Here is a 26,703-nt window from a genome sequence, read left to right on the forward strand (position 1 = left end):
GCAATCGCTTCCCACGCACACAAAAAAAGCGGATACCCCCACTAAAGGGAGTACCCGCTCCACTATCCGCTCCATTACCTACAAACTGAACTCTAGGCTTCCATCTTCTGCGCCGTGTAGAGGCGGTGGTAGAGGCCCTTGCGTGCGAGCAGCTCCTCATGCGAGCCGCTTTCGGCGATGCCTTTGTTAGCTACGTACATAATGCGGTCGCAGTTCTTCACGGTCGACAGGCGGTGCGCGATGATGAAGGAGGTACGGCCCTTGAGCAGCTCGTTCAGCCCCTTTTGCAGCAGCCGCTCGGTCTTGGCATCGATCGAGGAGGTTGCCTCATCCAGGATGAGAATGCGCGGGTCGGCCAGCAGTGTTCTGGCGAACGAGATGAGCTGCCGCTGACCTTGCGAGAGCTTGGAGCCCCGCTCATTAACCTCGGTCATGTAGCCCTGCTCGAACTCGCGGATGAACTCATCGGCGCAGACGGTTTTGGCGGCGGCGATCACTTCCTCCTCCGTGGCATCTAGCTTGCCGTAACGGATATTGTCCAGGATCGTTCCCGAGAAAATGAAGCTGTCCTGCAGCATGATGCCCATCTGGCTGCGCAGCGACTTCATCGTCACTCCGGCAATATCCTCGCCGTCGATCAGAATCCGGCCGCCGGTAAGGTTGTAGAAACGGGAGATCAGATTGACGACGGTGGTTTTGCCGGCACCGGTTGGTCCGACCAGAGCCACGCTTTCGCCGGCCTTGACGTCAAAGGAGATGTTCTCCAGAATGTTCAGCCCCGGATCATAGGCGAAGGTAACATCGTCGAAGGTCACCTGCCCGCGGGCAGGGGGCAGCGCCTTTGCACCCGGAACGTCGCTTACAGTAACCGGCTCATCCAGCGTTTCGAAGATCCGCTCCAGATAAGCGACGGCGTTGATGAAGCTGTTGTACAAGTTCGATAAGTTAAGAATGGGCTGCCAGAAACGGGCCGCGTAGCTGCTCATTGCGAGAATGACCCCAAAGGTGACATCCTGCGGGCTCAGTGTCAGCAGGCCGACCAGATAAATTAGCGTCATAACCGTTGTAGCCAGATTATCGACGGTGAACGGGATCAGCGAGTTATACCGCAAGGCCCGCATCCACTCCGTCCGGAAGTTGCCGGCGAGCTTAGTGAAGATGCCTTCATTGCGCTGCTCGCGTGAGAACATCTGGGTGACGCCAATCCCGCTGATGCTCTCCTGCAGGTAGGCATTCAGGTTGGAGCTCTTATTGGAGACGGCCTGCCAGGCCCGGCGCTGCTTGTTCTTGATCAGCAGCATGATGCCGAGGAATACAGGCAGCCCGGCCAGCGTAACGAACGAGAGCCGGACATCAACCGCGAACATGAAGGCGGCGATGAAGATCAGGTTCACAATCTCCAGAATAAAGTTGATAATCCCGTTGGACAGGACGTCGGAAACGGCATTGACGTAGTTGACTACCCGGATCAGAATTTTACCCTGCGGACGGTCATCATAATACTTGAACGGCAGCTCCTGCAGATGCTTGAACAAGTCCGTCCGGATGTCAAAAATGATATCCTGCCCGACCTTCGTCATAATCCGCGACCGGATCGTCGCCAGCACAACGCTGACAACAATGGTCAGCAGCATCAGAGCGGACCAGCCGACCAGCGCACCCTTGGCTTTGGCCGGGATGGTTACGTCAACGACATGCTGCATAATCAGCGGTGCTGACAGGGAGATAGCTGCTGACAAAGCGCTCAGAATGAATGCGAGAATCATCGGTTTCTTTTTACGTCTGATGTAAACCATGGCCCGCCGGAAATGCTTAATATTAAACGGCGACTCCAGATTCTCATCGACGTCAAATCTATTCCTTGCCACTCTGGCTCACCTGCCTTCCAATACCTTCGTTTTGCAGCATAAATACATCGTAGTAGTAACCCCGTTTGGCTAACAGCTCAGCATGGGTGCCTTCTTCAATCAGGCGGCCGCGGTCAATGATCAGAATACGGTCCGCTTCACAGGTGGTGGATACCCGCTGGGCAATGATGATCTTCGTGCAAGGATAATCCAGCTCACGCAGACTGCGCTGGATGTGCTCCTCTGTCTCCAGATCGACCGCAGAGGTCGTATCATCCAGAATCAGAATCGGCCGGTGCACAGCGAGTGCCCGCGCCAGCGCAATACGCTGCTTCTGTCCGCCGGACAGACCGACGCCGCGCTCACCGACTACCGTATCGTAGCCTTCCGGCATTTTGGTAATAAAGTCGTGGGCTGCAGCCTTCCGGGCATATTCCATCGCATCCTCTTCGGGCAGATCGGGATCGCCGTAAGCAATGTTGCCGTCTATCGTATCCGAGAACAGCAGCACATCCTGGGTGGCCATTCCGATATTACCCCGCAGCTCATCAAGCTCCAGATTGCGTACATCCACGCCGTCCACCAGCACCTTGCCTGAGGTTGCCTCATAGAAACGGGGGATCAGATTGATGATGGTTGTTTTGCCCGCACCGGTTGAACCCATGATAGCTACGGTTTCACCAGGTTCAACAGTAAAGCTGACATCATCAAGGACGAGAGCGCTGTCATATTTGAAACGGACGTTCTGGAATTCAATGCGGCCTTCATACCGGCGCTTCTGCACAGGGTTATGCTCATTGGCAATCGAAGGCTTGGCGTAGTAGATATCGACGATTTTGGACAAGCTGGCAAAAAAACGCTGAATATCATTAATGATAATACCGATGTTGCGCATGGGGTTTGAGATCGCCCAGATCAGGGAAGTAAAGGCGGCGAACTCTCCGAAGGTAATTCTCCCATCCATGAGGAACAGGCCGCCGGCCAGCATCAGGATAACGTTGAACGCCTGGGCAAAGCTCTCCAGATACGGGAAATAATCAAGCCAGACGAGCGCAGCCTTTTTGTTGGCCGTTGAATAGTTCACGTTCTTGTCAGTAAATTTCTCAATCTCGAATGCCTCGCGGGCGAAAGCTTTGACGACACGGTTCCCGGAGATGTTTTCTTGTGTGGTCGTATTCAGCTGGGACAGCCGTTCGCGCAGGTCGATATACATCGGGCGGACGCGTTTAGCAAATATGTAGGCCACAATAAAAATCGGCGGTGCCAGGACCAGCATCCATAAGGTCAATACCGCATCAATGGTAAAGAAGTAAATGACAGCGGCTGCAAAAATCGTCACCGACTCGATAATCGTCTTGAAAATCCACGCCATCGAGTGCCGCACCATATCCAGGTCACCGGTCATTTTGGTCATAAGATCACCGGTACGGTTGCGGTCGTAGTACTCACGGTCCTGCCCCTGGATTTTGTTGTACAGATAAATACGGATGTTGTACATCATGTTCTGCGAGGAACGCTCATACTGCATCGTTGTCAGATAGGCCAGACCGGTACGCAGCAGCGAAAAGCCGATCATGCCCAGACAGAGTGCAATCAGAAGTCCGCGCTTATCGGTCAGATTCTGGACTGCATTATCGCCGGCTATAAAAGTGTCGACAATGCGCTGACTGATGTACGGGTTGACAATGGTAAGTGCGGAACCCACCACCGAGAGGCAGAGTGCCAGAATATACCTTGCCCGGTTTCCCTGCAGGTTCTGCCACAGCCACTTAAGCTCAAACATTTCATCACCTGTTTCTGTTTGTTCTGTTGTACGTTACCATGTTGAAAACGATTAAATCAGAGTGATTATAACACAATAAATGGCCGATACCCGTTAACAGCAAAATTTGTTGTTACAATCAATTGAACGGGAAAAGATACAACTTTATCATTGCAGAATTCCGGCATGAACTCCATGTGCAGATTAGTTATATTCAACTTTTACCTTGCATTTTTCAATAAGCTTATCCACTATTTAAAGGGTATAATTACCAAAAAAATCTGCTTGCGCGGCTTGATGAGTAGGGCGGACGGGGGACGATGTTTGTTGGGAGATTGGATAATCCGGAATGTGGATAACGGGGACGAGGGGTTAGTTGCATCTTTTGGCTTTGCACTGCATATGCATTTTCTGTATCATGGTGATTTTGAGCAGAAGAACATGTTTCTGGCTGTAAAAGATAACGAAGCGCTCGCAATCGCCCATTTGACGTACCATGATACGTTCCACGCTGCCGGACATGATGGTGACCCGGGGTTTATACGCTATCTCACAGGTGAAATCAGCTTTGCCGGCGGGAATGAAGATGAAGCGGTTAAGGATGCTCTGCTGGATACGCTGATAGCCCGCTCAAGGGAGATCAAAGCGCAGCATCCGCAGAAGCGGATTGTGCTGAACCAGTATATTGATACTGACACTCTTGCGGAGCAGAGCTATTACCTGAAACGCAGTTTTACCGTTTACGAAAGTATTGTTATTTTAAAATATGATCTCAGCCGGCCTATTCCCGTGTATCCTCTGCCGGAAGATGTGCAAATCCGCCCCTTTCTGCTGAATCATGATGAGGCCCGGGAGAAGTATCATCTGGCAGAGCAGGCCTCCTTTGACGGGGTAGCCTGGAGTCTCAACCATCTGGCCTGGATGCAGGGCACTCCTGAAATGGTGAACTTCTGTGCATTCAGCGGAGACCAGTTTCTGGGCAACACCTCCACATGGAGAATTGGCGATGGTCACAGCGCAACGGAGAATGTATTCGTCATTCCGCAGTGGCGCAGCCGGGGTATTGCCCGGAACCTGCTCTGCACCGCACTTTCGCACCTGAAGGAGCAGGGCAAATCCGTTGCCACCCTGGGCACCTACGGCACCAATAAAAAAGCCATCCGGCTCTATACTCAGCTCGGCTACGAGCTGGACGGATTCCGGCTGACGCTGGGTTACGAGATTGATTAACCTTGCAGGGAAAAGTTAAACATCTATTTCGGAAGGAGCTCATCAATGGGCAGTATACTAAGCAAAGTGGACTGGATCCGGACAAGCATCCAGTTGGAAGCTCTGCTGAACGATCCGGACATAGCTGTTACGCAGACCATAAAGCCTGGCTTTGAAGCAGAGGTGCTGAAGATCATGTCCGGGCAGGAAAGCTTCGTGCTGAAGATATGGAACAAGAGCTCCAGACCGGATGTCGGGATGCAGTTTCTTTTATTGCAGGAACTCTATGAACGTAAGATTGCTGTCTCTAAGCCCGCGGGCTGGGGAGTGAATACAGGCGGGGATCAGGTGCTGCTGACGGCTTTTGACGGCAGGGCAGTGAGAAAAGTGAACGAAGAGAAGCTGATAGCCCTCGCGGAAATACTGGGGAAGATACATCAGATTAATGCGGATGAGCTTTCGGAGCCCTGTTTGCCAAAGTATGAGTTTAAGAGCTATTTCTTTCCGGAGGCAGAAAAGCATGAGGACATCTATCAGTCGCTGCTTCCCCTGCTCCAGCTGGCCCAGATTAGGCAGGACAAAGTGATCCACGGTGATTATCATCCCAACAATATTGTAGAATCCGGCGGGTGCTACACGGTTATTGATTGGACGAACGGACAGGCGGGAGATCCCAGATATGACTTTGCCTGGACTGTAGTTCTGCTGAAACTATATACTTCAAAGCAGGATGCAGAGACATTTAGTTCTGCGTATTTACGTTACAATAGGCTGGAGCCGGAAGAACTGCCCATTTTTGAAGCCCTGGCTGTTCTGAGATGGATGGTGCTTCAGCGCAGCGGCGGGGTTCCTGTAAAGCAGGATACGATCCGGCGTGTAATGAGTCTTGTTAAGAATAATCCGTTGCTGCAGAAGAACAGTGCAGGAAGGAACGGGGATAAGGTATGCGTTCTGGATTTTTATCAGCAGGGATAATCGTGTATATATTAATAGGGACTGTGTCATCCGGGTGGGGGTGGCACAGTCCTTTATGATTTGGGGTTCTATCTAAAACATATCAGTGCGAAGCCGACGAAGCAGCAGCGGCAGAAGAGGCGGCGGCTACGGCGATGGCAGTCTGCTGGGCGATGACGATATTGGTCAGGCTAGTGGAGAGCGCCGAGGTCAGAATGCCGCTTTTCACATCCTCAATAGATTTGTAGGATACCAGGGCTGCGCTTAGCAGCAGAAGCTCCTGCTTGGTAATGGACCAGCTGCCGAAGCCTTTCTGGGTCCTTAGATAGTCGTGGGTATCGGAAATATCCTGTACGAGCGACTCATCGCTCGCCGGAAGCAGAGACAGAACCCCGAGGGAGGAGAGGGTATACTCTTTATCCATCCGGATGCCTCTTTGGCGGAAGGCGTCGCGCAGGGCAAGCACCCGGGCTGCAGCCTCCGGTGTATCCCCGCCCAGGGCCAGGACCTGGGTCAGCGCCTGCACGCTGTTGCCGGACAGGAATTCCGGCTTCAGCCCGGCGTATAGCTGCTCCATCCGGGCAGCCCCGCGTTCCGGCTCAAGATCAGACAGCGCCAGCATAGCGGCAAAGATATAATCATCCTGTCCGGTCAGAAACCGGTGGTACTCTTTCATACTGTCATAGAAATGCCGGGTTCGCTCAGCGATACGTTGATGCTGATCGGCCGCCGAGTTAGCGGCAATCTGGTATGCGGCAACCACGAGAAAATCCGAGGCCCGCAGCTTGCGTTCTTTAAGCAGGTCATAGACGGCGAGAGTGTCGGAGAGTAGCGTCTTTTGGTCTCCCGATAGCGACAACAGCGCTGCAATGCAAACGGACAGGTTCCCTCTAAAAGTAGAGAACAGGCCGGTTGAGCTTTTTATCAGCTCATTGCTGTCACGGATAGCCTCGGTGTCTATGGTTTTATTTTCTGCCGTATACAGCAGTGCAGCCAGACGGTTGATCTGTCCGCTTTTCCAGGCAAAAGCCTTTTTGATAAGCTGTGTATTACTGACGAATAAATCTAGTCTGTTTACAAATGGCTCCTTCATATGCGGCTCCCCTCATCTAACACAAATAGTATCTTACATGAAATATTTTACTATAATGGGCCTGCAGATAGCGATGCTTTAGACGGTTTTTGAAATGCTCCTGCCATTGATTAGGGGGGTTCTTTTTGGCACAATATGCTAGAATAAAGGAGCTGCCGCAAGCCGCAGCAGGGAACTCAAAACGAATGGAGACATGGAATAATGAATGAATTGCCGAATTGTCCGCAGTGCAGCTCAGTGTACACTTATGAGGACGGGACGCAGCTGGTGTGCCCGGAATGCGGGCATGAGTGGACTGCCGGAGCAGAAAGCGGAAGCAGTGAGGATGTTAAGGTAGTTAAGGATGCCAACGGAAATGTGCTGAACGACGGGGACTCTGTAACGGTTATTAAAGATTTGAAGGTCAAGGGAAGCTCCTCCGTACTGAAGATCGGCACCAAAGTGAAGAACATCCGGCTGGTGGAAGGCGACCATGACATAGATTGTAAAATTGACGGCTTCGGCGCAATGAAGCTGAAATCGGAGTTTGTGCGGAAGGCATAAGAAGAATAGGATAGAAGATAAAGCTGCAGGTTAAACTGCGGCTTTTATTTGTTTCTTGAAGCAGGTTTCCCTGCAGCCGGTAAGCGGCGGCTTATAGGGTATCTGTCTTTTTGGTGCTTTGTACCCTTATATGGTGATGTGAAGTGCCTGTGGCCAGATGATTTAAAAATACATAAAATCAAGTAAAAATACGAAAAATCTTGTATACAAATATAGGAAAATTCAGCATGGGTTTAACCTTCCGCTTACATTTCCTTAAAAGGCTGTTAAATCGCTGTATAGTGCAGCGGGCCGCGGATATGAGGCTGTGAAAGCACGCTGGAATAAGGAAGTAAAAGGAAGTTATGGTTATGAAGAGTTTTTATTACCGGAGAGCTGTTTGAAAGCTGCCACCGGGTTTTACGAAAACTTAACCCGCCCTTTACCATGCATGGATTGCACAGTTGCCGGACTAAACGTATCATTTCCCATTGATTACAACTTTCATATGGGGGGAAAAGAAGTGAAGAAGAGGTTTATGCTGGGAAGCCGTGCGCTTACAGCAGCTATGCTCACAGCTTCATTGCTCACAGCCGGCTATGTGCCGCTGCTTCCGGCCAGTGCAGAGCCTGCAGACACAGGCAATACCGCAGCTGAAGAAGCAGTCAGTACCGATGCTGCAGGCAATGCCGGTACATCCGGAGGCACCGGAGGTGGAGCGGCAGCCGGGGTATCGGGAGATACCGGATTGCTGTCAGCAGCAGCTGCCGGAGGTACATTAATCGCCAAGGACAGCACCTGGTCCTATCTTGATGACGGATCAGATCAAACTACGGTCTGGCGCAATGTGTATGATGACAGCTTGTGGAAGCAGGGACAAGCGCCGCTCGGTTATGCAAGCAGCGGTAAGGGACTGGATCTGAAGACCCGGATCAGCTATGGTCCTGATGCCAGCCAGAAATACGCTACAACGTATTACCGTAAAGAGTTCCAGGTCGAAGATCCGGCAGCAGTCACCCGCCTCGCAGCTACACTTGTACGTGATGACGGAGCTGTTGTATACCTGAACGGACAGGAAGTCTACCGGACCAACATGCCGCAGGGCACAATCCTCTATAATACTTATGCCTCTTCCGCCGTCGGCGACGAACGGCTGGATAACAACTTCACTATCGATCCTGCTCTGCTGCTGCAAGGCGTTAACGTAATTGCAGCCGAGGTACATCAGGACCGCGGCGCAAGCTCCGATACTTACTTCTCTCTAGAGCTGAATGCCTCAGCAGGCTCAGCAGCCTCCAAAGAACATGGCTTACTGGGCCAATATTACACCAATAACGACAATTTTGAGTTCGCTGATTATAAATCCACGCGAATTGATTCACAGATTAACTTCAGCAATCTGGATCCGGTTCTCCAGACCTGGACCGGACGGGCAGATGATGCCAACATCCGCTGGACAGGCCGGCTGGCAGTACCGGCATCCGGTGATTATACCTTCTACATGATTGGAGATAACGGCTTCCGGATGTGGATTGACGATAAGCTGGTCGTCGATCACTGGAAGAATGACTGGGATGTTGAGCAGACCAGCAGTCCTGTAACCCTGCAGGCCGGGGAGATGCACAGCTTTAAGGTAGAGTACTTTGAGGACTATGGCGGCTCCAATCTTTATCTGCGCTGGTCCGGCCCTGGAATCGAGAAGCAGATTGTCCCTGCGGCAGCCTTCTATCTTCCGGCCGGTTACAATGGCCCCGTGTTTGGCAACGTCGATTCCGGAGGCCTGAGCATAGCGCTGCAGCTCACGGGTAATCTGCAGACTGTTCCCGCAGAGCTGGCTGAACATCTGACCGTTAAAGCGGGCGACAAGGTAATTCCGGTCCTGCAGGCGGTTCAAGGAAGTAGCGCTGACCAGCTGATGCTGACGCTGGGAACCATCACTATGCCGGGACAGATTGTAAACGTTGAATATGACGGGCAGGCCGGACTGAAGCTTGACGGGGATACGGCTGCGGGCAGCTTTATATTCAGCCCGGATAATCATTCGGAAGCGGTTGATTATTCACCGATCGCCATCGCGATGTCCTTCCTGAACGAGGCGAAGACGAACCGTTCCTTCGCCTGGTATACAAGCTATGAAAGACCGGACAGCGCACCGGCCGGAATCATGGACAGCATCGTCGAGGTTGTTCCTGCAGACCAGGGCTTTGATTCCCCGGCGAAGCTGCGTTTTACAGGTGATCCAGCGGATACCAAGGCGCTTAACCTGAAAATTACCGGCTCGACAACAGGAGCTTTTATCAGCCATAAGGCTGTCGCCAGCGGGCTTGCTCCCGGAACCGCCTATAAGTACCGTGTCGGCAGCGACGGCAACTGGAGTGCCGAGGGCAGCTTCACGACCGAAGGCGAGAAGGAAGATACCTACAGCTTCCTGTATATGACCGACTCCCAAGGCGCCAACACCCATGACTATGAGGTCTGGGCCGATACGCTGAAGAACGGGCTGGAGGATTATCCGGACGCTAAGTTCCTGGTGATGACGGGCGACCAGGTTGACGCCGGATCACTGGAATCCCAATGGCTCGATTACTTTGGCAAACCGCAGAATATGCTGATGAAGCTTCCGCTGATGGCAGCTGTCGGGAACCACGAAGGTCCGTATAACGACAACTATTATTATCATTTTAACTATCCGAACGATTCAATTGATGATCCGCTTCCTCCGGGCAGTGTATACTCCTTCGACTACGGCGAAGCCCACATCATGGTTATGAATACGATGGATATGGGCTGGGACGAGCGTCAGCGGAATTCCTTCAACCAGCAGATTGAGTGGCTGAAGCGGGAAGTCGCCGAGACGGACAAGAAGTGGAAGGTTGTTGCGTTCCATAAGGCGATCTATTCGCTGGGGGGACATGCGGCCGAAACCGAAATCAAAGAGCTGCGGGAAACGCTGTACCCCGTCTTTGATGAGCTTGGAATCGACGTAGTCTTGCAGGGACATGACCATGTCTACGTACGCTCTAATCAAATGTACGGGAACAAGGTCGTAGAGAATGTCGTCAAGGACGAAAATGGAAACCCGCTTAATCCGGACGGAACCTTATACATGATCAACAACTCCTCCGGCACGAAATTTTACGATGTTAATAAGAATGTAGATCCTTATTTTGCAGCCGTTTACGAGCAGCCGAAGATGCCGATATACTCCGGAATTCTGATGACGGAAGACAGCTTTACGATCAATTCTTATAAATCGGGTGATACTGCCCCGTTCGATACGTACACGATTGTACGGAAAGACAGCAAACCGAAACCGGTTGAGAAGCTTTCGGCTGCACGGGCAGAGGAGAAGGCTACACTGCTTACATGGGACAAACCCCAGGACGTGAGTGCAGAGGATGCTGTGAGAGGCTTCCGTATCTATGAGAAGAACGGGAAGCTGGGTATGAACTGGAACGTCTATGTTCCGGCAGTTGAGGGACAAAGTAAGTACGAATTAAAAGTAGCGGGAACGAATCCGGCTGTAGATTACGAATTCATCGTCAAGGCTGTAAATAAGCGTGACAATTCCGCAGAAGCCGCTGTCTTCACCGGCGGTGAACGCCCGGCAGCACCTACCGCTCCGGTTGTTGATGATGCCCGTAACACGTTCGGCTGGACTCCGGTACCGGGATATCCCCGTGCTGCTGATTATGAATTCAGCTTTGACGGAGGCGAAAAGTGGCAGCCAGCCACAGCGAACCCGCAGCCGCTTCCAGACGCTGAATACGCCGCTGGTAAGGTTCAGGTCCGCATCAAGGGTGATGTGGCAGCCGGGACACCGGCAGGCTCGGCGCTGCTCTCGGATAAACCGTTTACCCTAAATGATCATAGCGATACGTACGCGCTCCAAGGAACACTCAAACGGGATAATCAGCTCAAGGTTGAGGTTTCAATCGAGAAGCTGGCAGAATACACCGGCAGCGCCTATGTGGTGTTCGAGCTCCTGGACGACGATACTCCGCTGCTGATCAGCGCGGTTCCGCTGAAGAGTGATACCCTCACGATGTCCCAGTATTACAACGTAAAAGGTGCGGACTACCGGGTCAAGGTATTCGTATTTGATCAATTTAACAGCAATCTTGAAGTGCCTGAGCAGCTTGCCAAGCCGGCTGAGCTTCAGTGACCAGGAAAGAGAGGAATCCGAAGGTGAAAAAAGTTGTAGCGGCTGTAATGGCCTTTATGCTCCTGTGTATCCCTGCTGCAGTCTTTGCAGCCTCATCCTTCACGCTGCAGCTCAGTGTGAAGGAAGCCTTACGGGGCGGCAGCATTACGCTGTCAGGCACAACACCCGGCCAGGCAGACCAGGTGGTTGTCAAAGTGGTCAGTCCCGCTCAGACCGTATTCTATATTGATGTTCTTACGGCGGATGGAGGAGCTTATACGAAGCGGCTGGCGATTCCGGAGAGCCAGGTGCTGGCTCCTTCCGGCAGCTATACCGTAATTGCCGGCAGCGGCGGAACGACACTTACGCAGACCTTTACCATTCCGGGCGGGGAGGAGCCGGGAGGGGGAGATCCGGGTACGGGAACGCCGACCCCGGCACCAACGCCGACCCCGGCACCAACGCCTACGCCGTCATCGACCCCGGTACCGACATCCACACCGAATCCTTCCTTGCCGGGCGGAACAGTCGGCGTACCTGCCTCACCGGCAACAGCCGTTATTCCTGCGGGTGCCGGCTCAGCCAGCGGTGCCACCGTGAAACCGGAGGCGGCTGAAGGCGGGCGTTATCTGGTAGGTGCAGATACATTGACGCAGGCCATGCAGCAGGCTGCAGACAGTATTACACTTGAGCTTCCGGCAGCAGCAGGCGAGACGGACGTGATGCTTGAGCTTCCGGCGAAATCATTGGAGCTGATGAACACCGGCAACAAGGCTCTTGTACTGACAGACGGGGTAAGAACCATATCTTTCCCGGCAGGTGCGATTAAGCTGTCAGGAGATGATCAGACCCGGCTGCGGATTACCTTTAACGCAGTATGGAACGACGAAGCGGGAGCACTGGTTACCCGCGCTGCGGGCGGCGATGCTGCATATGCTCCTACTGGCGTGCTGATCTCCCTTACTATTGAATCCGTTAACGGCAGTAATACTGCCGGTATTCACCAGCTGGGGCAGCAGGCCCAGGTTAGCCTGAAGCTGACGCCTGCACAGCAGGCAGCCATCAATACAGAACTTGCCGGCATCTACTATCTGAACGGCAGCAGCGCAGAATACATGCCGGGAAGCATAAAGGGCGGAACGGTAACCTTCAAGACCGGACATTTCTCCACGTATGCAATGCTGGTCTATGACAAGAGCTTTACGGATTTGTCCGGACACTGGGCTGAGCCGGCGGTGAAGCTGCTTGCCGCCAAGCATCTGGTGAACGGTGTGGATGCGGAGCATTACGAGCCGGGACGCGGCATTACCCGCGCGGAATTCGTTGCATTGCTGATGCGTGCCGTAGAACGTACGGGCAGCGTGCCTTCGACGGTTGCTCCGGCACCGTTCAGTGACGTGCCGGCAAGCAGCTATTATGCGCAGCAGGCGGCTGAAGCGGCTGCAATGGGTATTATGAACGGCTATGACGGGGCATTCCGTCCGGGCGACCGCATTACCCGTGAGGAAGCGGCGGTAGCGCTGGTCCATGCGGCCAAGCATTTCAGCCTGCCGGCAGGCAGCCAGTCCAATCCGGCTTATACTGATGCACAGCAGATTTCTTCCTGGGCTGCAGCCAGTGTGGCCGAAGCGGGAGTGAGCGGGCTGATGCAGGGAGACGGCACAAAGTTCCAGCCGAAGAAGCAGGTTACCCGTGCTGAAGTGGCTGCTATGGTCAGCCGTCTGGTTCAATCCGGCTCTTCTTTATAAGATGAAAGCGAGGGAAATGAAGCTCATGCGTAAACAACTGTTCGCCATTCTGATGTCGGTCCTGATGCTGCTCGGGCTGCTGGATTCCGTGACTGCTATTACAGTCACGGCGTCCGCCGCCGAAGCCGGGATTGAGGTGTATCCGACAAGGAATGTTGCACTGAATGCAAAGGTGGCCGCTTCAGGACAAGCTAATATTAATGAACGGGCGGAATTTGCGGTAGACGGCAAATTGGATACGAAGTGGTGCGACAATACAGCCGCCAGGATCAAGTGGATGACGCTTGATCTTGGCAAGCAGTATACGATTAATGAATGGAAGGTTTACAACGCAGCCATTAATGAAGGCTCGAACAGCCCGTTCTGGAACACGCAGAATTTCCGGCTGCAGAAAAGTGATGACGGTGTAACCTGGACTGATGTCGATGTTGTACAGGGCAACGTACAGACGGTGGTCGACCGCTACCTGCCTGAGCCGGTAACATCACAGTACCTCCGTTTCTACGTCAGCAAAGGCGCTGCAGGGGACAACACGGTCCGCCTGTATGAGCTGGAGATATACGGGGTGGATACCGGCAAATACCCTGCATATCCGGCGGTAAATCTGGATCCGGCAGATTATGTAGATCCGTTCATTAACACGCTGGGTGACAACGGCCAGACAAATCCCGGACCGTCAATGCCGTTTGGCCTGGTCTCAGTGGGACCGGACAGCGACGGCGGGGCATTCAGCGGTTATTATTATCAGGATAAAAACCTCAAGGGCTTCTCCCAGGTGCGGTTCAGCGGTGCGGGCTGCAGCGGTGCAGGCGGTAACATTCTGATGATGCCGCAGACCGGCTCTTTTACCAAAAATGTAAATGAATATAAGCAGAAATATGATAAGAGCAGCGAGCAGGCCTCCGCAGGCTATTACGGGGTAACGCTGGCATCGGGAATCGGAGTGGAGCTGACAGCTTCCGACAATGTCGGGTTCCACCGTTATACCTTCCCGGCTTCCGCCAATACGGGCTCTGTGCTGGTTGATCTCTCCAATTCCTATGCAGGGATGCTGGATGCGAACCTGAAGGTAGAGAGCAACAATGAGATTACAGGCATGGTCCAATCCAAAAATGTTTGCGGCAACGGCTACTATAAGCTCTACTATTCCATTCAGTTTGACCATGATTTTGGCTCTTACACCTCCTGGGAGGGCAATACCACCGGAGCAGCTGCTGTCCGCAGCGGTGCAAACAGCGGTGTGTGGGTCAACTTCAATACAGCGTCTGATAAAGTGATCCAGGCCAAGGTCGGCCTGTCGGCGGTGAGCGTGGAGCAGGCGAGAGCCGAAGCGAAGCAGGATATTGCAGACTGGGATTTCGCTGCCCAGCACGCCAAGATCCGTGCCGCCTGGAGCGATATACTGGGCAAGGTGGAAATTAAGGATGCGGATGAAGAGAACAAGAAAGTATTTTATACCCAGATGTACCATACGTATCTGCATCCGAAGAACGTGACCAGCTCTGCCGGAACGTTCAAGGCAGGCAGAGCCGAGAGCACGGTACGCCAGGCTTCTGAGCTTGGCGATGATTTTGAATACTATAACGGCTGGGCGACCTGGGATGATTTCCGCAAATATGCCCTGTTCTCCGTATTGGAGCCGCAAAAGTACAACAACATGGTGAAGTCGCTGGTTGATCTGTACACAACGAGAGGGACCTACACCCAGTGGGGGGACGGCTACTGGCCGAGCCCGACGGTCCGTAACGAATTCAACGGAGCGGTCATTCTTGATGCTTATGCCAAAGGCTTCACTGACTATGATGCGTATACGGCGCTTAAGGGAATGGCCGTGGACGCTGATAACTTCTCAATCTCTGACGGCGAAATCTCCGGCAAGCTGGAGAAAGCGAAGAGTGCCTACTTCCCGATGAAGCTGGCAGCGCTGCTTGGGGATAAGAGCACTTATGATAAATATAAGAAGCTTGCACTGTCTTACCAGAAGCTGTGGAATGCGAACCAGGTTGATGAAAATGGTGTAAAAACCGGCTTCTTCACCCCGAACGGTACCACGGTAGCCAAAAATGACGTAACTGCTGTGGACAAGTACGCTTATCAGGGCAATCTCTGGACCTACCGCTGGTCTGCAACACAGGACATGAACGGTCTGGCTCAGCTGATGGGCGGCAAAACAGAAATGGCCAAGCAGCTGCAGGACTTCTTTGCCAGAAATGAGTACATGGCGATCAATGAGCCGGATATCGACGTTCCTTATCTGTTCAACTATCTGGGCTATCCGTATCTGACCCAGTATTACGCCAGAGAATATACAACGGAGGTTGTTACCCAGAAGTACCACAACCACGGTTTATATGCCTATCCGATTCAGTCGCGTGTCTACCGCGCTGATCCTGAGGGTTACCTGCCTTCAATGGATGATGATGCCGGCGGGATGTCCTCCTGGTTTGTGTACAGTGCGATGGGATTGTTCCCGGGCAACCCGGGCGATGCCAATTTCCTGATCGGCTCACCGATTTTCTCTGAGCTGACACTGCATCTGGATGGCGGCAAGACGTTCACCATCAAAGCTGACAATGTCTCCCCTGTGAACAGGTTCATCCAGTCCGCAGAGCTGAACGGCCAAACGTTCGACCAGGCCTGGATCAGCTATGCTGATGTGATGAACGGCGGCACGCTGGAATTCGATATGGCTGGCGAGCCGAATTACGCCTGGGGCGCTTCAGCCAAAGCTGCCCCGCCTACAGTGGATTACGATGCGGACATTGAGAACACCCTCTCGCGTACCGCATTGGTCAGTGAAGGCTCGGAATGGAAATATTACGACAAAGGCAAAGCACCCGGCAGCGGCTGGACGGGAGCTGACTTTAATGACAGCGGCTGGTCCTCCGGACAGGCACCGCTTGGTTATGATAACAAGGGCTATGCCAAGACGGTAACGGGCTACGGTCCTGATGCAAGCAAGAAATATACGACAACTTATTTCCGCACAACGTTCGAAGCAGCGGATCTTAAGGATATTCTGGAGCTGGATGCCGGCCTGATCCGTGACGACGGCGCTTTAGTCTATCTGAACGGTCATGAGATTATCCGGACGAATATGCCGGATGGAGCAGTGGCCTATGAGACCAATGCCAACGCCACAGTAGGCGATGAGCGGGACTGGAACCGGTACGAGATTGATCCGACATATCTGAAGGAAGGGGTCAATGTACTTGCTGCAGAGGTGCATCAGGTGAACTTCAGCAGTTCGGACATTGCTTTTGATTTCAGCCTGGAGACGATCCGCGAGATGGTGAAGCCGCAGGCGCCAACGGCTCCGGCGGTTGATGATAAGGCTAATACGTTTGGCTGGACTCCGGTACCGGGCTTTGAGAGCCCGTCTGATTACGAAGTCAGCGCCGATAACGGCGCAAGCTGGAAGACAGCTGACGCTAATCCGCAGGTTGTGGGCCCGCAGGCCTTCGCTGCAGGTGCGGTACAGGTGCGCATCAAGGCAAGTGAAGCACGGAATGTTACAGCAGGCGAGGCACTGGTATCGGATGCCCCGTATACCTCTGATATTCTGTGGGATGTATATGATCTGAAGGCCGATGTGAAGCGTACAGGCAACATGACTGTAGAGGTATCAGGTACCCTGAAGGCGGGCTATACAGGCCCGGCAGTTGCTGTAATCCAGCTGATGGACGGGGAACAGCAGGCGCTGCTCTCAAGCGCAATGCCTGTGCAGTCCGGCAGCTTTGACCTGGCACAGAGCTTCGGTGTCAATGCCGGCAGTTATCAGGTCAACGTCTACCTGGTCGACAGTTACAACGGCAATATCTACGATTCCCTGTGGCTGGCTGAACCGGTCGAGTCCCGGCCGGAGCCTGCACCGCAGAATCCGGGCAATCCGGGCAATCCGGGCGGACCTGGCGGTGAACAGCCAGGGGGTGAAGAACCGCTTCCTGAGCCGCTTCCGGTACCGGTCAAGAGCCCGGTTATACCTGACCCGGCGGAAGAGCCGGAACCTCCGGTGGTAGATAACCGCATCGTTGAGTTTGAGAGCCGCTCCGCCTGGTCCGATGCGGTGAACACCTTTAACAACGGCAAGCTGAAGACGGAAGCAGGCAATAACGGGACGGTGGTAGGCAACACCTTTACCGGTGCCTGGCTGTCCTTTGCGGACATCGATTTCGGAAACGAGGGTGCCAACAAGATAACGGTTGAATACAATGCCAACTCCGACCGGACTCCGGCGGATTCTCAGCTGGAGCTGCGGCTTGGGGCAGCAGACGGCGAGCTTCTTGGTACGGTCGCCCTGAAGAATACGGGAGCAGGCTGGGCGCAGTATGCCACAGCGGAAGGTATGCTGAACCGGACGCTGACCGGTAAACAAACCCTGTTCGCCGTGCTGAAAGGAACGACAGACAGTGCGCGTCCGTATGTGGCGAATCTGGACCGGTTCATCTGGAGCTATCAAACAATCCGGACCGATTATGCCAAGCTGGAGCTGGAGAATTATGATGCCTGGTCCAAGGACAACAATCCGGCCAACGGCGGGCCGCTGAAGACAGAGGCCGGAAAAAGCGGCAAGCAGGTTGCGAATACGTTCAGCGGTGCCTGGCTGGCTTATAAGTCAATGAACTTCGGCAGCGCAGGTGTCAACCAGTGGTCAGTGGAATATGCAGGCAATTCGACGAATACCGCTGCAGACTCTTCTGTTGAGCTCCGGCTGGGCGGAGTTAACGGTGAGCTTGTGGGCACGCTGGCAGCTCCGCCGACCGCAGGCTCGTGGGGAACGTATAAGACGGTGACAGGGGAATTGAGCAAGACCCTGACCGGGCTGCAGGATCTTTATCTGGTGTTCAAAGGCTCAACCGATTCAACCTTTAAGTACATCGGAAACTTTGATAATGCTTCATTCTCACTGTTCGCAGCTGAGCCGGATGTGCTTGTAGAATTCGAGAACCGCTCCGCCTGGTCGGATGCGAAGAATACCTTCAATAACAATCCGCTCAAAACAGAGAACAACAATGGCGGGAAGACCGTCGGCAATACGTTTACAGGTGCCTGGCTGAGTTTTGATGATATCGATTTCGGCACGCAGGGCAAAAATTACGTGTCATTCCTGTACGATGCGCCCACCAACCGTACACCGGCGGACATCACGGCTGAAATCCGCCTCGGCGGCAAAGACGGCACTGTCATTGCTACCGTGAATCTCCCCAACACAGGCGGCGCCTGGGGCAGCTACAAAACAGCAGGGGCAGCCCTGAGTCAAAAGCTGACCGGCAAACAGAGCCTGTACGTTTCGTTTAAGGGTTCGACCACTTCCAGCCTGTTGTATGTGGGCAATCTGGACAAGATGACTTTTACGAAAAAATAATATTGTAAAGGCAACAGAGGGCCCATGGGATTATATTCTCCCGTGGGTCTTTGCCGTCCGCTCAGGCCTGCAGGCCTCAGTCTTGTATTTGTGATAAACTGGAATGTATATGCCCCGCATAGACAGAAACAGGAGGATGAGGAATGAGCTTTGTTGCGGTGAAGAATGAATACAAGCGCTACAAAATGGGTGAGACGACGATTGTCGCCAACGATGGAATCGATTTTGAAATTAATAAAGGTGAATTTGCGGTCATTGTCGGTCCCAGCGGTGCAGGCAAATCGACGGTGCTTAATATTCTGGGCGGGATGGATTCGGCCGACGAAGGCCAGGTCATTGTGGATGGTACGGACATCGCCAAATTTAACAGTAAGGAGCTGACCGGCTACCGGCGCAATGATGTGGGCTTCGTGTTCCAGTTCTACAATCTGGTGCCTAACCTGACCACACTGGAAAATGTCGAGCTGGCCTCGCAGATTTCCCCGCGTGCACTGGATGCGCGCAAAGTGCTGGAGGATGTCGGACTCGGGGAGCGGCTGAACAATTTCCCGGCCCAGCTGTCCGGCGGGGAGCAGCAGCGCGTCGCGATTGCCCGGGCACTGGCCAAGCAGCCGAAGCTGCTGCTCTGCGACGAGCCTACAGGCGCGCTGGATTATAATACCGGCAAGCAGGTGCTGAAGCTTCTGCAGGATACCTGCCGGAATACCGGAACAACCGTAATCGTCATAACGCATAATCTGGCGATTGCGCCGATGGCGGACCGGGTGATTGAGATCAATAACGCCAAGGTGCGGAAAATGGTTGTTAATCCTTCCCCGGTATCCGTTGACGATATCGAATGGTAAGGAGCGGGCAGCGATGAAGAAACAGGCGTTATGGAAGGATATTTTTCGGGAGATCGGGCATACCAAGGCCCGCTTTATTTCGATTTTTGCGATTATTATGCTGGGCGTCTGCTTCTTCTCCGGGATTAAGGCGGCCGGGCCGGATATGCTGGATACCGCAGGCACCTTTTTCAAGGAAAAGCGGCTGATGGATCTGAAGGTGCAGAGCACGCTTGGCCTGACAGAAGATGAGCTTACGCTGCTGAAGGATGTGCCGGGGGTCGATGAGCTGCAGCCGGGCTACAGCGCGGATGTCTTCGCGGGAGATAACGGCGTAATTCTGAAGGTCTTGTCCTACAATCCGGAGCAGGCGCTTAACCAGTACCGCCTGATGGACGGCCGTCTGCCGGAGCAATCGGGGGAGATTGTGCTGGATGATCTGCTGGGCGGAGAGTATGCCCTTGGCGACAAGATTACGTTCAGCGGAAACGGTACGGATGCGGATCTGTCTGAAAGCTTCGGAACACTGGAGTATACGGTGGTTGGCTTCGTACGCAGTCCCCAGTTCATTGAGAAAAACAACCGCGGCACCAGCACGATCGGCAAAGGCACGACAGATGCGTTCGCTGTCATTGCCGAGGCGGATTTCAAGCTGCCGGTCTATACGGAAGCGTACCTGTCTTTTAAGGATACTGCCGGGACCGAAGCTTACAGTGCGGAGTATGAAACGCTGCTGGAGCAGCACACGGAGGCAGTGGAGCAGGCGATGGCAGGCGTGCCGGAAGCGCGGCTCTCCGAGCTGCGGGCAGAAGGGAAGGCGGAGCTCGCCAAGGGCCGCGCGGAGCTGGAAGCCGCCGAGCAGCAGCTCGCGCAGGCGGCCGGTCAGCTGACGGAAGAGCAGCGGCAAGCCCAGGCGGGAGCCGGCAGCGAGGCTGCTGAGCAGTTAGAAGCAGCCAGAGCGAAGCTGGCTGAAGGGGAACAGCAGCTGGCGGCGCTTACGCTGCCGAAGATTTATGTCACGGACCGGAATGCGAATCCGGGATATGCCGAATACAAAGACAATGCCGACCGGCTGTCGGCGATTGCCAGCGTGTTTCCGGTGTTCTTTTTCCTGATTGCGGCGCTGGTCAGCCTGACAACCATGACGCGGATGGTTGAGGAGCACCGGCTGCAGATCGGGACACTGAAGGCGCTTGGCTATGGCAACCGTGATATTATGGCCAAGTTCCTGGTGTACGGCACGCTTGCCAGTCTGGCGGGATCGGCTGTTGGTCTAGCTGTAGGGTTCACGCTGCTGCCGGCCATTATTTTTGATGCCTACAGCTCACTTTACAATCTGCCGGATCTGATCAAGAGCTTCTATCCTTCATTTTCAATCATTTCCATTATAGTGGCCCTGGTCTGCACCACACTTACGGCCTGGTTCGCTGCACGGGTGGAGCTGCGCGGCAATGCTGCCGTGCTGATGCGGCCCAAGGCGCCCAAGAGCGGACAGCGGATTTTTCTGGAGCGCTTAACCTTTATCTGGAGACGTCTGAGCTTTGTCCAGAAGGTTACGGCCCGCAATCTGTTCCGCTACAAGCAGCGGATGTTCATGACGGTATTCGGTGTGGCCGGCTGTACAGCGCTGATTCTGACCGGCTTCGGTCTCAAGGATTCGATCGGCAGCATCGCGCCGAAGCAGTTCGGCGTCATTATGAAATACGATGCGCTGGTAGCGCTGCATACCGATGCTCCGGCAGAAGAGCAGCAGTCCTATGAGCAGCTGATCAGCAGCGAAACCGCTATTACCGGTACACTGGATGTTGCGCAGGAGACGATGACCGCGCGGGCCAGCGGTGTTAACGACCAGGATGTGAATCTGTTTGTGCCGGAAGCAGCGGATTCGCTGTCCGAGTATGTATCGCTGCAGGATCGCAGCACCGGCGAAGCAAGGAAGCTTACAGATGAAGGAGTTATCATCTCGGAGAAGCTGGCCAAGCTGTACGGTCTTAAAGCGGGAGATACCCTGACCCTGGCGGACAGCAAAAATGAGCCGTTCGAGCTTCTAATTACGGGAATCACAGAAAATTATGTGCTTCACTATGCCTATATGACCCCTGCGTATTATGCTTCCGTATTCGGGAAAGAGCCGGTGTTCAACACCTCTTTGCTGAACTATAATGCCCCGGACAGTGCCTGGGAGGACCAGTTCGGTGAAAAGCTGACCGCAAGTGCACGCGTAGCCGCAGTCAGCTTCTCCAGCAGCGTCGGTACTGCTTTTGACGATACGATGAAAAGCATGGACGTTGTCACCCTGGTGCTGATTGTGTCCGCTGCGGCGCTAGCCTTTGTCGTACTTTATAATCTGACCAACATCAATGTGTCCGAGCGGATCCGCGAGCTGTCGACGATCAAGGTGCTGGGCTTCTACGATAATGAAGTGACGATGTACATTTACAGGGAAAATATTATTCTGACCCTGCTCGGCATTGCCGCCGGTTCAGGCCTTGGCATCGTGCTGCACAGCTTCGTCCTGCAGACGGCCGAGCTGGATGCGACGATGTTCGCTCCAGTCATTGAGTGGCCGAGTTACATTTATGCGGCGGTACTCACCATGCTGTTCTCGGGCATCGTCATGGCCTTCATGCATATCAAGCTCAAACGTATTCATATGATCGAGGCGCTGAAGTCGGTAGAATAGCTTGTTAATGATTAAGACCCTTCCGGGAAGCCGGGAGGGTCTTTATACGTGCGCCTCCCGGCGCGCGGTGCGGAATTACTATGGCAGGGCTACCCCAATTTCATATGCAGAATCGGAAACGGGTTGCCCTGCTCATCAAGCGGAGACCGTTCAACCACATAGAAACCCATATGCTCATAAAAGCCGAGCGCCCGGGGATTTTGTTCGTTTACATCCACGCTTTGAACATTCTGGGAATCAACTTTAGTTTAGATTAGAACCATCGCGGTTACATAGAAAGAGTCGAAGGATTTAGTAATTGTATAGCCCTAGTCACCAACGAGTGGAAATCACAGAGGAGGAATGTACGATGAGCGATCAATTTACGGTTCAAGACCCTACCACACAATATCAGAAGGCCACAGAGGAATTCGAGCAGCAGCAGCCTGCACCGGGTCTGGAAACGGAGATGTACCCGAAGCCGGATGACGGTGCGCAGACTTATAAAGGCAGCGGACGGCTGACCGGACGCAAGGCGGTGGTTACCGGAGCGGACAGCGGGATCGGCCGGGCGACGGCGATTGCTTTTGCCCGGGAAGGGGCTGACGTTGTCCTTGCCTATATGCCGGAAGAGGAGGCCGATGCGCGGGAGGTCGTTAAGCTCGTTGAAGAAGCCGGGCGTAAGGCGGTAGCCATGCCGGGTGATCTCAAGGACGAGCAGTACTGTGAGCAGCTTATTGAAGCTGCGGTCAAAGAGCTTGGCGGCATTGATATTCTGGCGAATATCGCGGGCATGCAGCAGTACGTGACCGATATCGCCGATCTGACGACGGAGCAATTTGATGCCACCTTCAAGACAAATGTATACTCGCTGTTCTGGCTGTGTAAAGCGGCTATCAAGCATATGAAGCCGGGCAGCACGATCATTAATACCTCTTCGATTCAGGCTTATACGCCAGCACCGATTCTGCTGGATTATGCGACGACCAAGTCGGCGATTAACACCTTCAGTAAATCACTTGCCCAGCAGGTTGCTGAAAAGGGTATCCGTGTAAACGTAGTAGCACCTGGCCCAGTCTGGACTCCACTGCAGATCAGCGGCGGCCAGCCGGTAGAAGCGCTGAAGGACTTCGGTGCTAAGACACCGCTTGCCCGTCCGGGACAGCCGGCCGAAATGGCACCAGCGTACGTGTTCCTGGCCAGCCAGGAATCCAGCTATGTCAGCGGTGAGACGCTGAATGCGAACGGCGGTATGCCTACGCCTTAAGAATGTTATTATAACGCCATTTTCATCATAGCTTACAAACCCAGCCTCCGGCTGAAACTCTGACTTAGTCAGGGTTTTAACGGAGGTTTTTTTATGTCTGAATTATGGCTTGCTGCGAAAATATAGAATTTTGTCATAATTCTGAAAGAAATTTGTCGTCTGTTAACATTTTGGTTGTTTTTATCTTGTCATATAATGTAATATGATTGGTGTTAATTGCCAATGAGGGGGACTTTCGTCATGCGTGTAAGGTTGAAAAATGGGGCTGGAGTAGTAAAGGAAGTTAAGGTTGGATTTAGTTGGACTACGTTTTTCTTCGGGTTTTTCCCGGCACTCTTCAGAGGTGATTTGAAATGGGCAGCGATTATGTGTATTACTGCTGTAGCCGTTGGGATATTCACTTTTGGAATCGGCGCATGGATTCCCGGCATCATTTTTTCATTCGTATATAACAAAATTTACATCAAAGATCTGTTAGACAAAGGCTACCGTCCAGCCGATGAACAGGCCCATTCTGCATTGAGAGGCAACGGAATCATCTCTGCGGCGTAATACATACTAATTCTTAAATCCCCTTTATGTTAAAGGGGATTTTTTTATCACCGGAAAGAGGCGTCAATATGTTTGCATCACAAGCTCTGCCCGGCAAACCCCGCCTGACCCCCAGCGTATTAACTGACTTCTTCTCCCGCATCCAGCAATCCGGACTCGCCGTCAACACCTTCATGCTGCTGCAGGACGGTGCAGTCACGGCGGAGTTTGCACGGACGCCCTATCGGGTGGACCAGCCGCAGCTGCTGTATTCGTTGAGCAAAAGTGTGACCTCCATCGCGGCGGGCATCGCCATAGATGAAGGACTCCTGAAGCTTACGGACACGGTCATCTCCTTTTTCACTAACAAGCTTCCTGACACCATTTCTGCCAACCTGGCCCGGATGACGGTGCATCACCTGTTGTCCATGAATGCGGGGCACGGGGATAACATATATGGCGCTGTTGCGCGAGAGGAGGACTGGGTGCAGGCGTTCCTTGCCCAGAAGGTCGCGTATGAGCCGGGCAGCCATTATGTATACAGCACACACTGTACATACATGCTGGCGGCCATTATTGAACAGGTTACCGGAGAGAAGCTGGTTGATTTTCTGATGCCGCGGCTGTTTGAGCCGCTTGGCATTCCCCAGCCGGTCTGGGAGACTTGCCCGCTCGGCATTACCGCAGGAGGAATGGGACTTAGCCTGTCTACCGAGAGCATAGCCAAGCTTGGTCAGCTGCTGCTGAACAAAGGGGAATACGCAGGCAGAAGAATCGTGTCAGAGCGTTATCTGGCGCTCGCTGCCAGTGAGCAAAGCGATAACCGGCCGTCTGCCAAGGCAGGACGGATTGATTCCGCCCAGGGCTACGGCTACCAGTTTCATTTATGCCGGAGAGGTTGCTTCAGAGGAGACGGCTCCTTTGGTCAGCTGCTCTTAGTGGCACCGCGGGAGAATATCGTGATCGCGGCAACGTCCGCTTTTCCCGGTATGCAGCAGCTGCAGACGCTGCTGGATCTTATCTTTGAACAGCTTTTTGACCGCCTGGATCAGCCAGAAGCGGATAACTCACTTGAGATCAATGCAAATGAGAGATTCATATTCAGCCGGACTCATCCGGCCATGCTGCTCCCCTCCGCACTCCCGGCCGAAAGCAGACCCGGACTAAAGCCTGCAGTGTACCGCCTGGCAGACAATCCGCACGGATTGAAGGTGATCGCACTGGATATGCGGGAGGAGCAGCTGACGCTGCAAATGGTTTACGGGGATGCACGGGATGGCGTGCTGCCGTTCCGTTTTGGCCAGACACTCAGCACCCGGGGGGTATTCTGCAAGGATCTGGCTTTGCATCAGCAGGAGGTTGTTACTACAATAGCTTGGCAGGACCGGAACAGCTTAAAACTGACCCTGATCTACCCCGAGACGCCTTACATTGTTACCTACATCATGGAATTCCGGCCAGCGGCCATTCAGCTTACCTTTCAAATGAACGTCTCCCTGAACATTGCGGAATACAGCACAACCGGCATCCTCACAGCAGCAAGCGCATCTCCCCTAAAACATGCTATAGTTAACCCAGACAGCCTTACAGCTGATTTATACGATAAAAGAGGTTAAGCATGCAGATTCAAATCGGAGACCAGACCCTGACGCTGAACATCCAGTACAGCAAACGGAAGAAAATATCCCTGCAAATAGACGGGGCCGGCCGGCTCAATGTGAAGGCGCCAAAGGGGACGGCTGATGAGGTGATCCTCCATGCGGTTCAGGGCCACAGTGCCTGGATTACAGAGAAGCTGCGCGGCCTGGAGGCAGCCAGGCAGGTTCCGCAGCCGAAGGAGTACCAGGAGGAGGGGAGTTTCCTTTACCTGGGTAAGGAATACCCGCTGCATAAGCTGATTGCAACCGGTGAGCAGGATGCGGAGACGCTGAAGCTGGAGCTTAAAAAGTTCTATTTTAACAGTCTGAAAAAAGTGATCGCCGAGCGTATGCCGCAGTACCAGAACCAGCTGAAGGTAAAGCCGAAATCGTTCGAGATCGTGGAGTCCCGTACCAAATGGGGGAGCTGCAGCGCGGACAAGAAGCTGACCTTCAACTACCGGCTGGCCATGGCCCCGCCTGAGGTGATTGATTATGTGATCATTCATGAGCTGTGCCATCTGCTGCATATGAACCATGACCGGTCGTTCTGGCGGCGGCTTGGCAGTATTATGCCGGACTATAAAGATAAAGAAGAATTCCTGGCCCGTTTTGGCGGGTTTATGACGTTATAAATTAACAGTTTGCTGATATTCAGCGGTCTTTCTCATTGACAACTATAACCTATAATATTACAATTAAATTATTCAGTCGTATAAAAAAATGGGTTGTGATATCAATGGAATTGGACACAAATAATCATTCAGTATTCTCCCTTCATTATCACCTTGTTCTAGTTGTAAAGTACCGTAGAAAAGTAATAGACGATGAAATATCTGATCGGTTAAAAGTGATATTTGAATCTATCCAGATGAATTACAATATTACTTTGCAGGAATGGAATCATGATAAGGATCATGTTCACATTCTTATGAAAGCTCACCCCAATAGCGATATTTCCAAGTTTCTGAATGCTTACAAAAGCGCTTCCTCTCGACTAATTAAGAAAGAATTCCCTATTATTCGTAAACAATTATGGAAAGAATATTTTTGGTCAAGAAGCTACTGCTTAATAACGACTGGCGCAGCACCGATTGATGTCATCAGAAAGTATATTGAGTCACAAGGTCAGAAATGA

Annotated in this window: 17 protein-coding genes; 13 read left to right on the plus strand and 4 right to left on the minus strand. The window is 53.1% G+C overall.

Annotation, left to right across the window (positions count from 1 at the left end):
- Positions 1-92 precede the first annotated feature (92 nt).
- The gene (locus tag AC4G46_RS03890; RefSeq protein WP_491126779.1) at positions 93-1,868 is read right to left on the minus strand and encodes an ABC transporter ATP-binding protein; all 1,776 of its coding nucleotides are present in this window, start codon (positions 1,866-1,868) and stop codon (positions 93-95) included.
- Entirely contained in the window at positions 1,855-3,630 is a 1,776-nt protein-coding gene (locus AC4G46_RS03895) for an ABC transporter ATP-binding protein (protein ID WP_039869812.1), read from the minus strand. Before AC4G46_RS03895 ends, AC4G46_RS03890 begins: the two co-directional genes overlap by 14 nt.
- A 306-nt stretch (positions 3,631-3,936) precedes the next feature.
- On the opposite strand from AC4G46_RS03895, the gene AC4G46_RS03900 reads away from it, so the two are divergent.
- Positions 3,937-4,839: a GNAT family N-acetyltransferase gene (locus AC4G46_RS03900; protein WP_491126780.1), complete on the plus strand. Its 903-nt coding sequence runs from the start codon at positions 3,937-3,939 to the stop codon at positions 4,837-4,839.
- 45 nt (positions 4,840-4,884) lie between these two features.
- Positions 4,885-5,793 carry a phosphotransferase enzyme family protein gene (locus AC4G46_RS03905; protein WP_491126781.1) on the plus strand — a complete coding sequence of 303 codons (909 nt, stop codon included), beginning with the start codon at positions 4,885-4,887 and terminating at the stop codon, positions 5,791-5,793.
- An 82-nt stretch (positions 5,794-5,875) separates the two neighbouring features.
- Here the strand turns inward: AC4G46_RS03905 and AC4G46_RS03910 are convergent, their stop codons facing one another.
- Positions 5,876-6,865 carry a DUF4003 family protein gene (locus tag AC4G46_RS03910; RefSeq protein ID WP_491126782.1) on the minus strand — a complete coding sequence of 330 codons (990 nt, stop codon included), beginning with the start codon at positions 6,863-6,865 and terminating at the stop codon, positions 5,876-5,878.
- Between the two features lie 201 nt (positions 6,866-7,066).
- On the opposite strand from AC4G46_RS03910, the gene AC4G46_RS03915 reads away from it, so the two are divergent.
- From AC4G46_RS03915 to AC4G46_RS03940, 6 genes are all read left to right on the plus strand, one after another.
- Complete coding sequence (locus AC4G46_RS03915; protein ID WP_491126783.1) at positions 7,067-7,408, plus strand: zinc ribbon domain-containing protein YjdM; 342 nt, start codon at positions 7,067-7,069, stop codon at positions 7,406-7,408.
- A 502-nt stretch (positions 7,409-7,910) separates the two neighbouring features.
- Positions 7,911-11,552, plus strand: a complete 3,642-nt coding sequence (locus tag AC4G46_RS03920; RefSeq protein ID WP_491126784.1) for a PA14 domain-containing protein — start codon at positions 7,911-7,913, stop codon at positions 11,550-11,552.
- A 23-nt stretch (positions 11,553-11,575) separates the two neighbouring features.
- The gene (locus tag AC4G46_RS03925) at positions 11,576-13,279 is read left to right on the plus strand and encodes an S-layer homology domain-containing protein (RefSeq protein WP_491126785.1); all 1,704 of its coding nucleotides are present in this window, start codon (positions 11,576-11,578) and stop codon (positions 13,277-13,279) included.
- The gene (locus AC4G46_RS03930; protein ID WP_491126786.1) at positions 13,224-18,644 is read left to right on the plus strand and encodes a GH92 family glycosyl hydrolase; all 5,421 of its coding nucleotides are present in this window, start codon (positions 13,224-13,226) and stop codon (positions 18,642-18,644) included. The genes AC4G46_RS03925 and AC4G46_RS03930 overlap by 56 nt, the downstream gene beginning before the upstream one ends.
- A gap of 143 nt (positions 18,645-18,787) precedes the next feature.
- Complete coding sequence (locus AC4G46_RS03935) at positions 18,788-19,489, plus strand: ABC transporter ATP-binding protein (RefSeq protein ID WP_068728401.1); 702 nt, start codon at positions 18,788-18,790, stop codon at positions 19,487-19,489.
- 13 nt (positions 19,490-19,502) lie between these two features.
- Positions 19,503-22,151: an FtsX-like permease family protein gene (locus AC4G46_RS03940; RefSeq protein WP_491126787.1), complete on the plus strand. Its 2,649-nt coding sequence runs from the start codon at positions 19,503-19,505 to the stop codon at positions 22,149-22,151.
- Positions 22,152-22,240: 89 nt separating this feature from the next.
- Here AC4G46_RS03940 and AC4G46_RS03945 read toward each other — a convergent pair whose 3' ends face one another.
- Positions 22,241-22,369 (minus strand): hypothetical protein, encoded by a 129-nt coding sequence (locus tag AC4G46_RS03945; RefSeq protein WP_491126788.1) that lies wholly within the window; start codon positions 22,367-22,369, stop codon positions 22,241-22,243.
- A 131-nt stretch (positions 22,370-22,500) separates the two neighbouring features.
- On the opposite strand from AC4G46_RS03945, the gene AC4G46_RS03950 reads away from it, so the two are divergent.
- From AC4G46_RS03950 to tnpA, 5 genes are all read left to right on the plus strand, one after another.
- Complete coding sequence (locus AC4G46_RS03950; RefSeq protein WP_491126789.1) at positions 22,501-23,397, plus strand: SDR family oxidoreductase; 897 nt, start codon at positions 22,501-22,503, stop codon at positions 23,395-23,397.
- 240 nt (positions 23,398-23,637) lie between these two features.
- Positions 23,638-23,949 carry a DUF2628 domain-containing protein gene (locus tag AC4G46_RS03955; protein ID WP_221800557.1) on the plus strand — a complete coding sequence of 104 codons (312 nt, stop codon included), beginning with the start codon at positions 23,638-23,640 and terminating at the stop codon, positions 23,947-23,949.
- Between the two features lie 68 nt (positions 23,950-24,017).
- Positions 24,018-25,544 (plus strand): serine hydrolase domain-containing protein, encoded by a 1,527-nt coding sequence (locus tag AC4G46_RS03960; protein WP_491126790.1) that lies wholly within the window; start codon positions 24,018-24,020, stop codon positions 25,542-25,544.
- Between the two features lie 2 nt (positions 25,545-25,546).
- The gene (locus tag AC4G46_RS03965; RefSeq protein WP_491126791.1) at positions 25,547-26,200 is read left to right on the plus strand and encodes a M48 family metallopeptidase; all 654 of its coding nucleotides are present in this window, start codon (positions 25,547-25,549) and stop codon (positions 26,198-26,200) included.
- A 104-nt stretch (positions 26,201-26,304) separates the two neighbouring features.
- Complete coding sequence (gene tnpA, locus AC4G46_RS03970) at positions 26,305-26,703, plus strand: IS200/IS605 family transposase (protein WP_491126792.1); 399 nt, start codon at positions 26,305-26,307, stop codon at positions 26,701-26,703.

Source organism: Paenibacillus sp. fava2, assembly GCF_058313675.1.

Coding starts and splice junctions, on each gene's coding strand:
- AC4G46_RS03910 (WP_491126782.1), bottom strand. CDS start 6,865: ATGAAGGAGCCATTTGTAAACAGACTAGATTTATTCGTCAGTAATACA.
- tnpA (WP_491126792.1), top strand. CDS start 26,305: ATGGAATTGGACACAAATAATCATTCAGTATTCTCCCTTCATTATCAC.
- AC4G46_RS03955 (WP_221800557.1), top strand. CDS start 23,638: ATGCGTGTAAGGTTGAAAAATGGGGCTGGAGTAGTAAAGGAAGTTAAG.
- AC4G46_RS03940 (WP_491126787.1), top strand. CDS start 19,503: ATGAAGAAACAGGCGTTATGGAAGGATATTTTTCGGGAGATCGGGCAT.
- AC4G46_RS03935 (WP_068728401.1), top strand. CDS start 18,788: ATGAGCTTTGTTGCGGTGAAGAATGAATACAAGCGCTACAAAATGGGT.
- AC4G46_RS03905 (WP_491126781.1), top strand. CDS start 4,885: ATGGGCAGTATACTAAGCAAAGTGGACTGGATCCGGACAAGCATCCAG.
- AC4G46_RS03895 (WP_039869812.1), bottom strand. CDS start 3,630: ATGTTTGAGCTTAAGTGGCTGTGGCAGAACCTGCAGGGAAACCGGGCA.
- AC4G46_RS03960 (WP_491126790.1), top strand. CDS start 24,018: ATGTTTGCATCACAAGCTCTGCCCGGCAAACCCCGCCTGACCCCCAGC.
- AC4G46_RS03965 (WP_491126791.1), top strand. CDS start 25,547: ATGCAGATTCAAATCGGAGACCAGACCCTGACGCTGAACATCCAGTAC.
- AC4G46_RS03915 (WP_491126783.1), top strand. CDS start 7,067: ATGAATGAATTGCCGAATTGTCCGCAGTGCAGCTCAGTGTACACTTAT.
- AC4G46_RS03950 (WP_491126789.1), top strand. CDS start 22,501: ATGAGCGATCAATTTACGGTTCAAGACCCTACCACACAATATCAGAAG.